Annotated in this window: 15 protein-coding genes; 8 read left to right on the top strand and 7 right to left on the bottom strand. The window is 61.3% G+C overall.

The features are described 5' to 3' along the window. Positions 1 to 134: 134 nt before the first annotated feature. On the top strand, positions 135 to 593 hold the full coding sequence (locus FHX03_RS26810) for an SRPBCC domain-containing protein (protein WP_012557206.1): 459 nt from the start codon (positions 135 to 137) through the stop codon (positions 591 to 593). Positions 594 to 603: 10 nt separating this feature from the next. Here FHX03_RS26810 and FHX03_RS26815 read toward each other — a convergent pair whose 3' ends face one another. From FHX03_RS26815 to hemB, 4 genes are all read right to left on the bottom strand, one after another. Then, a complete protein-coding gene (locus FHX03_RS26815; RefSeq protein WP_183856298.1) occupies positions 604 to 1,485 on the bottom strand; it encodes a DMT family transporter in 882 nt (293 codons plus the stop codon). Next, positions 1,486 to 2,262, bottom strand: a complete 777-nt coding sequence (locus tag FHX03_RS26820; protein ID WP_183856300.1) for an arginyltransferase — start codon at positions 2,260 to 2,262, stop codon at positions 1,486 to 1,488. It lies immediately after the preceding gene. 204 nt (positions 2,263 to 2,466) lie between these two features. After that, complete coding sequence (locus tag FHX03_RS26825; protein WP_003574079.1) at positions 2,467 to 2,925, bottom strand: RDD family protein; 459 nt, start codon at positions 2,923 to 2,925, stop codon at positions 2,467 to 2,469. Positions 2,926 to 3,105: 180 nt separating this feature from the next. Then, positions 3,106 to 4,119 carry a porphobilinogen synthase gene (hemB, locus tag FHX03_RS26830; RefSeq protein WP_183856302.1) on the bottom strand — a complete coding sequence of 338 codons (1,014 nt, stop codon included), beginning with the start codon at positions 4,117 to 4,119 and terminating at the stop codon, positions 3,106 to 3,108. Positions 4,120 to 4,339: 220 nt separating this feature from the next. Here hemB and FHX03_RS26835 point away from each other — a divergent pair, with 220 nt between their 5' ends. From FHX03_RS26835 to FHX03_RS26865, 7 genes are all read left to right on the top strand, one after another. Further along, complete coding sequence (locus FHX03_RS26835) at positions 4,340 to 4,777, top strand: DUF6163 family protein (RefSeq protein ID WP_041671367.1); 438 nt, start codon at positions 4,340 to 4,342, stop codon at positions 4,775 to 4,777. 129 nt (positions 4,778 to 4,906) lie between these two features. Beyond that, a complete protein-coding gene (ldtR, locus tag FHX03_RS26840) occupies positions 4,907 to 5,422 on the top strand; it encodes a transcriptional regulator LdtR (RefSeq protein ID WP_003574072.1) in 516 nt (171 codons plus the stop codon). Positions 5,423 to 5,866: 444 nt separating this feature from the next. After that, entirely contained in the window at positions 5,867 to 7,168 is a 1,302-nt protein-coding gene (locus tag FHX03_RS26845) for a murein L,D-transpeptidase (RefSeq protein WP_097627074.1), read from the top strand. Positions 7,169 to 7,383: 215 nt separating this feature from the next. Beyond that, positions 7,384 to 8,682: a serine hydroxymethyltransferase gene (gene glyA / locus FHX03_RS26850; RefSeq protein WP_088940468.1), complete on the top strand. Its 1,299-nt coding sequence runs from the start codon at positions 7,384 to 7,386 to the stop codon at positions 8,680 to 8,682. Between the two features lie 9 nt (positions 8,683 to 8,691). Next, a complete protein-coding gene (gene nrdR, locus FHX03_RS26855) occupies positions 8,692 to 9,168 on the top strand; it encodes a transcriptional regulator NrdR (protein WP_003547190.1) in 477 nt (158 codons plus the stop codon). A gap of 3 nt (positions 9,169 to 9,171) precedes the next feature. Then, the gene (ribD, locus tag FHX03_RS26860; RefSeq protein ID WP_183856304.1) at positions 9,172 to 10,386 is read left to right on the top strand and encodes a bifunctional diaminohydroxyphosphoribosylaminopyrimidine deaminase/5-amino-6-(5-phosphoribosylamino)uracil reductase RibD; all 1,215 of its coding nucleotides are present in this window, start codon (positions 9,172 to 9,174) and stop codon (positions 10,384 to 10,386) included. After that, positions 10,386 to 10,997 (top strand): riboflavin synthase, encoded by a 612-nt coding sequence (locus FHX03_RS26865; RefSeq protein ID WP_097627080.1) that lies wholly within the window; start codon positions 10,386 to 10,388, stop codon positions 10,995 to 10,997. The genes ribD and FHX03_RS26865 overlap by 1 nt, the downstream gene beginning before the upstream one ends. A 38-nt stretch (positions 10,998 to 11,035) precedes the next feature. On the opposite strand, the gene rfbA is transcribed toward FHX03_RS26865, so the two are convergent. Genes rfbA through rfbB form a run of 3 tightly spaced genes read right to left on the bottom strand, consistent with a single transcriptional unit; the run spans position 11,036 to position 13,860 of the window. Beyond that, a complete protein-coding gene (gene rfbA, locus FHX03_RS26870; RefSeq protein WP_097627082.1) occupies positions 11,036 to 11,905 on the bottom strand; it encodes a glucose-1-phosphate thymidylyltransferase RfbA in 870 nt (289 codons plus the stop codon). A gap of 10 nt (positions 11,906 to 11,915) precedes the next feature. Continuing rightward, the gene (gene rfbD, locus FHX03_RS26875; protein WP_183856306.1) at positions 11,916 to 12,803 is read right to left on the bottom strand and encodes a dTDP-4-dehydrorhamnose reductase; all 888 of its coding nucleotides are present in this window, start codon (positions 12,801 to 12,803) and stop codon (positions 11,916 to 11,918) included. Between the two features lies 1 nt (position 12,804). Continuing rightward, complete coding sequence (gene rfbB / locus FHX03_RS26880) at positions 12,805 to 13,860, bottom strand: dTDP-glucose 4,6-dehydratase (protein WP_097627086.1); 1,056 nt, start codon at positions 13,858 to 13,860, stop codon at positions 12,805 to 12,807. Between the last annotated feature and the right edge of the window lie 2 nt (positions 13,861 to 13,862).

Genomic DNA, 13,862 nt, shown 5'->3' on the forward strand with positions numbered 1-13,862 from the left:
TCTCTTGGCGGGCGCCGGAACTTCTCTATCTCTTCGCTGTTATCCAAAACAAGAGAAGGCCGGTCTGTGGGCGGACGGAACGGCTGTGGGCCGCGCGCTTGGAGCAGGCGCGCGCCGTTACCGGAGGAAAATCGATGCCCGCCAGCACCATCAAATTGCATGTCAGCCATACCTACAGGGTTCCGCCTGCTGTCGTGTACGACGCCTGGCTCAACCCCGAAATCGCCCGCCGCTTCCTCTTTGCCACCGATGACGGTCATGTCATCCGCGCCGATATCGATCCGCATGTCGGCGGCCGTTTCTTCATCGTCGACCGCCGTCCCACCGGCGACGCCTTTCACCAGGGCGTCTTCCTGGAATTGAAGCGCCCGCAACGCATGGTCTTCAGCTTTTCCGTCGAGGACCACGACCACAATTGCGACCGAGTCGAAATCGACATCGAACCGCTCGGCGGCGGCAGCCGCCTGACGCTGACCCACGAAATGTGCGCCGAATGGGCCGAACACGAGGAAAAAACCCGGCAAGGCTGGGCGCACGTGCTCGAAGGACTTGGCAGAGAGTTGGAACAGCAGCAGATGAAGGCTACCGGTTGAGCGACAACGCCTATCCCGCCAATGGCCTGATGCTTCTGCCGTGCACCATCCAGAAGCAATGCCCGGCGATCGCCGCTATCAGGATGCCGCCGCCGACGAGTGTCATCGTCGCCGGCGTTTCCGAAAAGATCAGCCAGACCCAGATTGGGGCGAGCACTGTTTCGAGCAGATAGAACATGCCGACCTCGGGGGCGGAGAGGTAACGCGGCCCGGTCGCGAGGCACCAGAAGGCGACCGGCATGACGATGGCGCCGTTGACGAGAATCCAGCCGGGATCGGCGATGGAAAGCCCTGAGGGCAGAGCTTGCGCGAGGCCGAGCACGGCCGGCAGGATAGCGGCAAGCAGCGGCACGAAGCCCATATCCCGGCGCGAGGCGCGCCCGATTGTAATAGCTGCGGCAAGAATAAACGCGCTGAGAAGCGCCATGGCATCGCCGAAAAAATGACCGCTGGAAAGCCCTTCGCGCACGATCAATCCGACGCCGAGGATCATGAACAGCATGGCGATCAGCGTCGCGGCCTGCGGCTTCTCCTTGAGGAAAGTCCAGGAAAGGAGCGCCCCGAACATCGGGTTGAAGGCGACGATGAAGACGACATTGGCTGTGGTCGTATTGAAGACGGCCAGCACGAAAGTGAGGGATGAGAGGCCGTAGAGCAGACCGGCGAGCAGGCCGGCTCGCCCCGGAACGAGCACCGGCCATTTACCCGAGGCAACGCGCATTGCTGCAAGGATGACGAGCGTGGCGACAGCCGTGGCTGCGCTTCGCATGCCCAGGATCGACCAGATGTCGCCGCCGCCAAGGCGGACGAGCGGAATATCCATGGAAAGCGCCAGCCCGCCGATCGCCGTCAGCAGCAGGCCCTTCCGATGATCGGAAAGAGCGGTGGACATTCAGTCGTGGGGGCTTTCGGGCATGGACGAGGGATCGAAACGTTCCCAGCCGCGCGGTGTCAGGTGCTCCTGCGGCTGGAAGCGCGTCTTATAGTCCATTTTTCGCGACCCTTGAACCCAGTAGCCGAGATAGACATGCGGCAGGCCCAGCGCTTTCGCGCGCCTGACATGGTCGAGAATCATGAAGGTGCCGAGTGACCGCCGCTCGAGATCGGGATTGAAGTAGGAATAGACCATCGACAGCCCATCGCTCATCGTGTCGGTCAGCGCGGCGGCAAGCAGCTCGCCCTTCGGCCGCTGTTCCAGCCCGGAGCCTTCTTCACGCCGCCGGTACTCGACAATTCGCGTGTTCACATGCGTGTCCTCAACCATGATTGCATAGTCGAGCACTGTCATGTCGGACATGCCGCCCTGCTGGTGGCGAAAATCGAGATAGCGGCGGAAAAGCGAATATTGCTCGCTCGAAGGCTGGGCCGTGAATTCGGTGGCAATGACGTCGGAATTGGCGGCAAGCACCCGTTTCATCGATTTCGTCGGCTCGAATTCCTGGGCGAGAATACGCACGGAAACGCAGGCGCGACAGGATTCGCAGGCCGGGCGGTAGGCGATATTCTGGGAGCGGCGGAAACCGCCCTGGGTCAGGATGTCGTTCATCTCGGCGGCGCGCGGGCCGACCAGATGGGTGAACACCTTACGCTCCATCTCATGCGGCAGATACGGACACGCAGCCGGAGCCGTCAGATAAAACTGCGGAGATGGCGTTGTCTGCGTATTCATCTGTCGCGGAAATTTCCTTGTCGAGACCGTGCCGTTTCTTGACAGCATGACCTAAGAATAAAAAACGTCAACAGCGGGGCGGTTCTTGCCCTTCATATCGGTCTTCTAATTTTAAATATGGAGCAGTGGCGGCCCCGGCAAAGAGAAAGCGGAGACTTTATTTCGTCTCCGCTGAATGGTTTAGCCGTGGTCTTGAGCCATCGCTTAGGCGGTGCGAACCGTCGCTGTCCCGACCAGCAGGTCGTGGATGAGGCGGCTGCGCTCGGTAAACAGGCCGGCAAGCAGGATCAGCGGCGTCAGAACCGAGTTGAGGATCCAGAACAGCGCCAGATGCACGATCGCCGTCAGGAAATCCATCGGCCGACCGTCGACGCGCACGATGGCGATGCCCATCGCGCGCATGCCGAGCGAGGCCTGGCTCCGCCCGCCGACAGTCAGGCCGAAATAGATGCCGGCGACGATGACGAAGAGTGCAGGGTAGAGCAGGAAGCCAAGCCCGAGCGTGACGATCGACAGGAAGAACAGCACGATCCCCGCGGGGATGCAGAGCAGCAGCACGATCAAATAGTCGAGGATGAAGGCGAAGACACGGCGGCTCAACACGCCGCTATAGGCGCGCCAGTCCTCCGGTGCGGCATAAAGCGGATTGGGGTTGTAGCTCATCTCAATCTCCTGCGGAAAAGCGATGCCGCAGATATGGTATCGGCAGAACAAAATACAATAATTCTTCCTGGCTGCGGATGTTTCAGGCCGATCCGACCTGAAACATCCGCATCTAAATCGAAGAAATAGAGCATGATGTCACCCGAAAACCGCATACACTTTTCGGCATCATGCTCGCAATCACCGCTTCGCGAGAACTTTCGCCACCTCGACCGCGAAATAGGTGAGGATGCCGTCGCATCCCGCCCGCTTGAATGACAGCAGCGTTTCGAGCATCGCCCGCTCGCCGTCGATCCAGCCATTCATCGCCGCTGCCTTGATCTGCGAATATTCGCCGGAAACCTGGTAGGCGAAGGTCGGCAGGCCGAAGGCCTCCTTCATCCGCCAGCAGATGTCGAGATAGGGCAGGCCGGGCTTGACCATCAGCATATCAGCACCTTCCTCGACGTCGAGGGCCGCATCGCGGATCGCCTCGGTGCCGTTGGCCGGGTCGATATAATAGGTCTTCTTGTCACCCTTCAGCAGCCCGCCCGTCGAGATCGCCTCGCGATAGGGGCCATAGAAGGCGGAAGCGAATTTCGTCGCATAGCTCAAGATGCCGACGCTCTGGTGGCCGGCTGCATCAAGCGCCATGCGGATTGCGCCGATGCGCCCGTCCATCATCTCGGACGGCGCAATGATGTCGGCGCCGGCATCCGCCTGCATCACGGCGGCACGCGCCACCTGATCGACCGTCTCGTCGTTGACGATCTCGCTGCCTCTCAAAATGCCGTCATGGCCATGGCTGGTGAAGGGATCGAGCGCGACGTCGGTGATGACGCCGATATTGGGCACCGCCTTCTTGATCGCCGACGTCGCCTGATTGATCAGATTATTGGCTTCGAGGCTGTTCGAGCCCGTTTCGTCGCGCAGTTCCATCTCGATATTCGGAAAGGTCGCGAGCGCTGGAATGCCGAGGCCGGCCGCTTCGCGTGCTGCCTCGACGGCCTTGTCGATGCTCATGCGGTTGACGCCCGGCATGGCCGGGATCGGATCGACGATGCCGGAGCCGGGCACGATGAAGATCGGCCAGATCAGGTCGTCGACCGTCAGCCGGTTCTCCTGCACCAACCGGCGTGTCCATTCCGCCTTGCGGTTGCGCCGCATGCGGCGATGGCCGGTGATGTCGTCGACGAGATGCGTCCTATCCTGCATGATATCTGCCCCTGGCCCATTCCATTTATCGGAGCGCTCATTATCATGACCCCCGAAAAATCCAAACCGGACGATTGGCCGCGGCGGAAAAACTTGAGGCGTAAAGCCCGAAATCGATTTTCGGCGTTACGCGCGAGCGCGATGTGATAGAGCATCTTCAGCGCGTCGTCAGAGGCGCGGCGCTCGTATGAAGATGCAACCCCGAACCGATGTCTGCGCTATGGAAACCGATTCTCCGACGATACCGAAACGCACGCTGGCGGATATACTCTTCATTCTTTTCCTGAGACTGGTCGCCGTTTCCTGCTTCTGGTTCGGCCTGCAATATTGGGCGATGCTCGTCGGCTATTCGCTGGTCGGCGCCGGCCGCTTCGACCTTTTGAGCCTGCCGTGGAAGGTGGCGAGCACCAGTCTCGCCGTGCTTTTTCCCGTCGCCTCCCTCGGCCTTTGGCTCACCGTCTCCTGGGGGCCGGTCATCTGGGTGCTGGCCGCCGGCGGGCAAATCCTGATGTACGGCCTACTGCCCAATATTTTCGGAGCCAACAAACTGATCATCCTGCTGCACGTGATGGTCGCCGTCGTCTACCTGATTTTCCGCCTGCTGCTCTGGCTGGAAAAACGCCGGCACCGCCGCCAGGTAAGTGTTGATTTACCCTGAGACAACGTGGGGTTTCCAGTAAGGCTCCGTTAAGCCTGCGGTTTAAGTCGAATTTTATATGTATTCGATAGGGTCTCACTCAAGGCGGGAAGAAAACGACACCGCCAAACAAACAGTGAGGCAGTCAATATGAACACGAAAATCAAGCCGCAGGCGGTATCGAACTTCCGTGACCAGCAGGACCAGGGCATCCGTGATCTTTACATGGAATCCCTTCATCTTGTTGAACGTCTTCACCGCCGTCTTCTCGACGTCATCAAGGACGAGTTCGACCGTCAGGGTCGCAGCGACGTCAACGCCATCCAGGCGCTGCTCCTTTTCAACATCGGCAATTCCGAACTGACCGCCGGCGAGCTGCGCTCGCGGGGCTACTATCTCGGCTCCAACGTTTCCTACAACGTCAAGAAGCTGGTCGACCTCGGCTTCATCAACCACCAGCGCTCGCGCATCGACCGCCGTTCCGTCCGCATCAGCCTGACCGAAACCGGCCAGGACATTGCCGAAACGGTGGCTAAACTCTACGAACGCCACATCACCTCAATCGACAAGGTCGGCGGCATCGGCACCGACGAGTTCACCCAGATGAACAAGCTGCTCCAGCGCCTCGACCGCTTCTGGAACGACTCGATCATGTATCGCCTCTGAGACCCTCGACCTCCTTCGGGGTTGCAGAAAACCGGACGTGTTCCCTGCGCGTCCGGTTTTGCCGTTGGCAACGCGTGGCATCTTTGCAACGCAAGGCAGACAAGCATTATCTCCCGTATCCAAGCCGTTTTTTAGCCGTTATTAACCGGCACGGTTTAGCCCGTCATATGGTTTGTTGTGTCGTGTTTCCGGTAGCCGGATATTCCGCCTTCCGGCACGGCAACACGAATTGGCCATATTGGTGTGGCAGCGGAAGGCTTAACAACCGGCGCTTTCAAGGGACCGATCAAAAATGGTCAGGCTGTCGCATCGCAATCTTGTGATGGGGCAAGCGGAAAGTTTTGATCTGCCGGGACAACAAATGCACAGAGATCTGCGTCAGAGCGCAGTGATATCGCAAAGAGCCGCGGCTTCTCTTTATCGCCGCATTCAGTGGTTGGGACTATGTCGAAGAAAAACGGAAATGAAGCTCTCTCGCGCCGCGCTTTCCTTGCGTCCGCGGCAACGGTTGGCGTTAGCGCGATTGCCGCGCCGGCCTTCGCGCAATCGGCGATCGATACGCTGATCAACGCGCCGCGCCGCGGCAACTGGGACGACCAGTTTGACGCCAAGGCGGCTTCGCGCACGGCAAGCGCCGTCGTTTCCAATACGCCGATCCTCGGCCCCCAATCGGTCGCTAGCGCCCAGCAGGCGGTCATGCAGTATCAGCAGATCGCGGCCGCCGGCGGCTGGCCGGAGGTCAATCCCGGTGACCAGAAGCTGCAGCTCGGCGTCAGCCATCCCGCCGTTCAGGCGCTGCGCCAGCGTCTGGCGATCACCGGCGACCTGCCGCGCGAGGCCGGCATGTCGAGCGCCTTCGATTCCTATGTCGATGGTGCGGTCAAGCGTTTCCAGGCCCGCCACGGCCTGCCGTCCGACGGTGTGCTCGGCGAATTCACGCTGAAGGCGATGAACATCCCCGCCGATGTCCGCCTGCAGCAGTTGAACACCAATATCGTCCGCCTGCAGACTTTCCCCGAGGATCTCGGCCGCCGCCACGTGATGGTCAACATCCCGGCTGCCTATGTCGAGGCTGTCGAGGATGGCACTGTCGCGACGCGCCACACCGCTGTTGTCGGTCGTCTCAGCCGTCCGACACATCTCGTCAATTCGAAGATCTACGAGGTCATCCTCAACCCCTACTGGACCTCGCCGCGCTCGATCGTCGAGAAGGACATCATGCCGCTGATGCGCAAGGATCCGACCTATCTCGAAAAGAACGCCATCCGCCTGATCGACGGCAAGGGCAACGAAGTTGCCCCCGAGACCATCGACTGGAACGGCGAGGCACCGAACCTGATGTTCCGCCAGGACCCCGGCAAGACCAACGCCATGGCGTCGACGAAGATCAACTTCTACAACAAGAACGGCGAGTACATGCACGACACGCCGCAGCAGGGCCTGTTCAACAAGCTGATGCGCTTCGAGTCGTCTGGCTGCGTCCGCGTCCAGAACGTGCGCGACTTGTCGAACTGGCTCTTGCGCGAGACCCCCGGCTGGAACCGCCAGCAGATGGAGCAGGTGATCGCATCCGGCGTCAACACGCCGGTCAAACTCGCCACGGAAGTTCCGGTCTATTTCGTCTACATCTCCGCCTGGGGCATGCCCGACGGCATCGTCCAGTTCCGCGACGACATCTACCAGATGGACGGCAATGCCGAGCTGGCGCTCGATACCACGGCCGGCATGGAACAGCCGGTCCAATAAACGGCGGCCTCTGCATCGCATCTTCAAACCGCGCCTTCCCGGCGCGGTTTTTTTATGCCGGGGAGGGCACCCGGTGACGTGACCGCCGGTCCTCAGCGCTGCGCTGTCGCAAAATGACAGGAGCGCGCGCTTTGCTCAGCAAATGTCGTTCTCCGTATTGCCCTTGCCACGGCGGAAGGCTAATACCTCAGCGCATTCCAGTTGAGGAGCCCGCCATGACCAATGCTTCCACCGAGTCCTTCTTCAATCGCTCGCTTGCGGACGTCGATCCCGAGATTTTCGGTGCGATCGGAAAGGAACTCGGTCGCCAACGGCACGAGATCGAACTGATCGCTTCCGAGAACATCGTCTCCCGCGCCGTGCTGGAAGCCCAGGGCTCCATCATGACCAACAAATATGCCGAGGGTTATCCCGGCAAGCGTTACTACGGCGGCTGCCAGTTCGTCGATATCGCCGAGGAGCTGGCGATCGAGCGCGCCAAGAAGCTGTTCGGCGTCAATTTCGCCAACGTCCAGCCGAATTCGGGTTCGCAGATGAACCAGGCCGTGTTCCTGGCGCTGCTGCAGCCCGGCGATACTTTCATGGGTCTCGATCTGAATTCGGGCGGCCACCTCACGCACGGTTCGCCGGTCAACATGTCCGGCAAGTGGTTCAACGTCGTCTCCTACGGCGTGCGCGAAGGCGACAACCTGCTCGACATGGATGACGTCGCCCGCAAGGCCGAACAGCACAAGCCGAAGCTGATCATCGCCGGCGGCACTGCCTATTCCCGCATCTGGGACTGGAAGCGTTTCCGCGAAATCGCCGACTCGGTCGGCGCCTATCTGATGGTCGATATGGCCCACATCGCCGGCCTCGTCGCCGGCGGCCAGCATCCGTCGCCGTTCCCGCATTGCCATGTTGCGACGACCACGACCCACAAGTCACTGCGCGGCCCGCGCGGCGGCGTCATCCTCACCAATGAAGAGGATTTGGCGAAGAAGTTCAATTCGGCTGTTTTCCCCGGTCTGCAGGGTGGTCCGCTGATGCACATCATCGCCGCCAAGGCTGTCGCTTTCGGTGAGGCGCTGCAGCCTGAGTTCAAGGATTACGCCGCCCAGGTCGTCAAGAACGCCAAGGCACTGGCCGAAACGCTGATCGCAGGTGGTCTCGACGTCGTCTCCGGCGGCACCGACAACCATCTGATGCTGGTCGACCTGCGCAAGAAGAACGCCACCGGCAAACGCGCCGAGGCAGCTCTTGGCCGCGCCTACGTCACCTGCAACAAGAACGGCATTCCCTTCGACCCGGAAAAGCCCTTCGTCACCTCCGGTGTGCGCCTCGGCGCGCCGGCCGGCACGACCCGCGGCTTCAAGGAAGCCGAATTCCGCGAAATCGGCAATCTGATCGTCGAGGTTCTCGACGGCCTGAAGGTTGCCAATTCCGATGAAGGCAATGCCGCCGTCGAAGCCGCCGTACGTGGCAAGGTGGTCAACCTCACTGACCGCTTCCCAATGTATGACTACATGGGATAAGGAGTAGCGATGCGCTGCCCCTATTGCGGTTCGGAAGATACACAGGTTAAAGATTCGCGTCCGGCGGAGGACAATACGTCCATCCGCCGGCGGCGTATCTGTCCGGATTGCGGCGGCCGCTTCACGACCTTCGAACGCGTGCAACTGCGCGAGCTGATGGTCATCAAGAAGACCGGCCGCAAGGTTCCCTTTGATCGCGACAAGCTGGTGCGCTCCTTCGAAGTGGCTCTGCGCAAACGCCCTGTCGAGCGTGACCGCATCGAGCGCGCCGTGTCCGGCATCGTCCGCCGGCTTGAAAGCTCGGGCGAAACCGAAATCTCCTCCGAGCAGATCGGCTTGCAGGTGCTCGAAGCGATGAAGAGCCTCGACGATGTCGGCTTTGTGCGCTACGCCTCCGTCTATCGGGATTTCTCGCTTGCCGAGGATTTCGAAAAGGTCATTTCCGAAATCAACGCCAAGATCGCCCGCGACCCGCTGGACAGGTGAGCCATGAGCGTCACGTCGCATGACGAGAGTTTCATGGCGGCGGCAATCCGCCTGTCGCGCCGGCATCTCGGCCGCACCGCCACCAACCCCTCCGTCGGCTGTCTGATCGTCAAGGACGGCGTCGTCGTCGGCCAGGCGGTCACCGCCGTCGGCGGCCGCCCGCATGCCGAGCCGCAGGCGCTCGCCGAAGCGGGCGATGCTGCTCGCGGCGCCACCGCCTATGTGACACTCGAACCCTGCTCGCATCACGGCAAGACCCCACCCTGCGCCGAGGCGCTGATCGCCTATGGTGTCGCCCGCGTCGTCATCAGCGTCACCGATCCCGACCCGCGCGTCTCCGGCCGCGGCATCGCCATGCTGCGTGAAGCCGGCATCGAGGTGGATGCAGGCGTGCTGGAGGCCGACGGCCGGCGTTCGCTTGCCGGCTATCTCACCCGCCAGACGAAGAACCGCCCTTATGTGACTCTCAAGCTTGCCGTTTCCGCCGACGGCATGATCGGTCGCGAAGGGACGGGGCAGGTGGCGATAACAGGCCCGGAAGCCCGCGCCGAGGTTCAGGCGCTGCGCGCCGAAACCGACGCGATCCTCGTCGGCATCGGTACGGCGATATCGGATGATCCGCTGCTGACGGTGCGAACGCCCGGCCTGGAGGCGCAGTCGCCGATCCGGATTGTGCTCGATCCCTCCCTGGCATTGCCGCTGACGAGCAAGCTGGTTCAGACGGCGCGGGATGTGCCGGTGATCGTGGTGGCGAGTGAAGAGATTTCGCCGTTAGGGTCAGAGGAAGGGTCACACCCTTCTGTCCTGGGAGCTACCCCCCAGCCAATCTCCCCCCTTGTGGGGGAGATGTCCGGCAGGACAGAGGGGGGTGCCACACTCTCCGACGCCGCTACGGACCTGGACTCCCGCCGCATCGCTCTCGAAGCTGCCGGTGTCGAGATCGTCTACTGCAATCCCTATCATCCGGAAATCCTGCTGCCGGCCTTGGCAACACGCGGCATTTCCTCGCTTCTGGTCGAGGGCGGCGCCAAGACGGCCCAGCTTTTCCTCGAGGCTGGTCTCGTCGACCGCATCCAGCTTTACCAGGCGCCTGTCGTCATCGGCGAGGGCGGTATTGAATCGCCGCTTGATACAACCGACATACCATCGGGTTTTGCCCACACGGGCACGCAGATGTTCGGCGAAGATCGCCTGGACGAATACGAAAGAGGGCTTTGATGTTTACCGGAATAGTCACCGATGTCGGCACGGTCGAATCAGTTTCTCCGCTGAAGGAAGGCATCCGGTTGCGGGTCGCCACCGCCTACGATCCGTCAACGATCGACATGGGCGCCTCGATCTCGCATTCCGGCATCTGCCTGACCGTGACGGGTCTGCCGGCCGAGGGCAGCAATGGCCGCTGGTTCGAGGTCGAGGCCTGGGAAGAGGCGCTGCGGTTGACGACGATCGGCGCTTGGCGGGAAGGCAGCCGCATCAATCTCGAACGGTCGCTGAAAATCGGCGATGAACTCGGCGGCCACATCGTTTCCGGCCATGTCGACGGCAAGGCGGAAATCCTCTCGGTGACATCGGAAGGCGACGCCACCCGTTACCGGCTGCGCGCGCCCGAGCATCTGGCGAAATTCGTCGCCCCCAAAGGTTCGATCGCCCTCGACGGCACCTCGCTGACCGTCAATGCGGTCGACGGGACGGATTTCGACGTCCTGCTCATCCGCCACACGCTCGAGGTCACCACCTGGGGCGAGCGCAAGGCCGGCGATTTCGTCAATTTCGAAGTCGACACCATGGCGCGTTACGCCGCCCGGCTGGCGGAATTCCCGAGCACCTGAATCGAAAACCTGTACCGGTTTCCGGGGTCGCAAGTCACTCACCAATCCGGGGACAGCTTCGTCAGATACTGGCCGTAAGCGCTCTTGCCGAGCTTCTCTGCGAGCTTGGCGAGGTCGTCCTGCGAGATGTAACCCATGCGCCAGGCGACTTCTTCGGGACAGGCGATCTTGAAGCCCTGGCGTTTCTCCAGCGTGCTGACGAAACCTGCGGCATCATGCAGACTATCCGGCGTGCCGGTGTCGAGCCAGGCATAGCCCCGGCCCATCAGCTCCACGAAAAGCTGGCCGCGCTCAAGATAGGTGCGGTTGACATCGGTGATTTCCAGTTCGCCGCGCGGTGACGGCTTCAGGTTCGCGGCGATATCGACCACCTGCTGGTCGTAGAAATAGAGGCCGGTCACCGCCCAGTTCGATTTTGGCTCCTTCGGTTTCTCCTCGATCGACTGCGCATTCATCTTTTCGTCGAAGCCCACGACGCCATAACGTTCCGGATCGGTGACGTGATAGGCAAACACCGTTGCGCCTTCCCGCCGACCTGTGCCGGATTTCATGATTTCCGGCAGTCCGTGCCCGTAGAAGATATTGTCGCCGAGAACGAGTGCCGAGCTGTCGCCGTGCACGAAGTCGGCGCCGATGATGAAGGCCTGGGCGAGGCCGTCCGGGCTCGCCTGTACGGCATAGCTCAGCGAAATTCCCCATTGCGAGCCGTCGCCGAGAAGACGCTTGAAGGCTTCGACGTCGTGAGGCGTGGTGATGATCAGCAGCTCCCTGATGCCGGCGAGCATGAGCGTCGTCAGCGGATAGTAGATCATCGGTTTGTCGTAGACCGGCATCAACTGTTTCGAGACGGCCTGGGTGATCGGATGCAGACGTGAGCCCGTACCGCCGGCGAGAATAATTCCCTTCATGCCTATCTCCTTAAAGACCCTTGTTCAAAAGGTCTTGCATGACCATCGTCATGGATTTCTTCCACTCCGGGAGCCGGAGTCCATAGGTTCCGGCGAGCTTCTCGCCATTGAGGCGTGAATTGGCGGGACGCTTTGCCGGCGTCGGATAGTCCGCCGTCGGGATGCGTTCGACGCCGACGTTTCTACCGCCGGATTTGGAAAGCTCAGCGAATATCGCTTCGGCGAAATCCGCCCAGCTTGCTTCGCCGCTGCCGGTCAGGTGAAAGGTGCCGCGGAGCGATGGCGCGGGGTCCGCGACGATACGGGTTGCAATCGCAAGAATCGCGTCGGCGATGTCGAGTGCCGAGGTCGGGCATCCCCTCTGATCGGCGACGACGCGAAGAAGATCGCGCGTCTCGGAAAGCCGCAACATCGTTTTCATGAAATTGGCGCCAAAGGGTGAATAGACCCAGGCAGTGCGCAAGATGACGTGGTTCGGATTCGCCGCCGCGACGGCCTTCTCGCCCGCGAGTTTCGAACGCCCGTAGACGGAGATCGGCGCCGTCGCATCCTCTTCGCAATATGCGGAGGCCTTGTCGCCGCTGAAGACGTAGTCGGTCGAAATGTGGATGACCGGGACCCCGATCCGCGCGGCAGCCTCGGCAACTGCCCCGGCACCGGCTGCATTGACGGAAAAAGCAAGCTCGGCTTCGCTCTCGGCCTTGTCGACCGCCGTATAGGCGGCGGCCGAGACGATCACATCCGGCCGCAGAGCCGAGAAGGCGGCTGCGACGCTTGCAGGATCCGAAAGATCCATTTCCGGGCGCCCGACTGTGTTGATTTCGACGCCCGTTTCGGCACCGCGTCTGAGCAGCGACTGAACGACCTGGCCGTGTTTGCCGGTCACGGCAATGCGCATCTTATCGCCCCTTGAAAACGCCGAGGCGTTCGCCGGAGTAGACTTTTTCGCGCAGCGGCCTCCACCACCATTCGTTTTCCAAATACCAGTGCACGGTCTTCTCGATGCCGGTTTCGAAGGTCTCTTGCGCCTTCCAGCCGAGTTCGCTTTCGAGTTTCGAGGCATCGATCGCATAGCGTGCGTCGTGTCCGGGGCGGTCGGTGACGTTGGTGATCAGATGCGCATGCGGTGCCTTGTCACTGTAGACGCCGTCGAGAATGGCGCAGATGCGATGAACGACATCAATGTTCCTACGCTCATTGCGGCCGCCCACATTGTATTTTTCGCCGGGGCGCCCTCTGGATGCGATTGTGAAGAGCGCGCGGGCGTGGTCTTCGACGTAGAGCCAGTCTCGGACATTCGAGCCATTGCCGTAAATCGGAAGAGGCTTGCCCTCCAGTGCGTTCAGGATCATCAGCGGAATGAGCTTCTCAGGGAAATGGAACGGGCCGTAATTGTTGGAGCAATTGGAGACAACGACGGGCAGGCCATAGGTGCGGTGCCAGGCGATCGCCAGATGGTCGCTCGCGGCCTTGGAGGCGGAGTAGGGCGAGGACGGATCGTAGGGCGTCGTCTCCTCGAAGAGGCCCTCGTCGCCGAGCGAACCGTAGACCTCGTCCGTCGAGACATGCAGAAAACGGAAGGCGCTCTTGCGGCGAGCGTCAAGCCCATCCCAATAGTGCCGTGCGGCGTCCAGCAGGCTGAATGTGCCGACGATGTTGGTCTGAATGAAATCGGCTGCGCCCGAGATCGAGCGGTCGACATGGCTCTCTGCCGCGAGATGCATGACGATATCAGGGCGGAAGGACGCGAATGCTTCCTGCATCCCGACGTTGTCGCAGATGTCGGCGCGCAGGAACTGGTAGTTCGGCGCCGCTTCGACGGATTTCAGCGATGCCAGATTGCCGGCATAGGTCAGCGTGTCGACATTCAGCACCTCGGCGCCGATCTCGTTGACGAGGTGGCGCACCAATGCCGATCCGATGAAGCCCGCTCCGCCCGTGACCAGTATGCGCATCG

It is taken from the genome of Rhizobium sp. BK456 (assembly GCF_014194045.1).
Classification (GTDB): domain Bacteria; phylum Pseudomonadota; class Alphaproteobacteria; order Rhizobiales; family Rhizobiaceae; genus Rhizobium; species Rhizobium redzepovicii.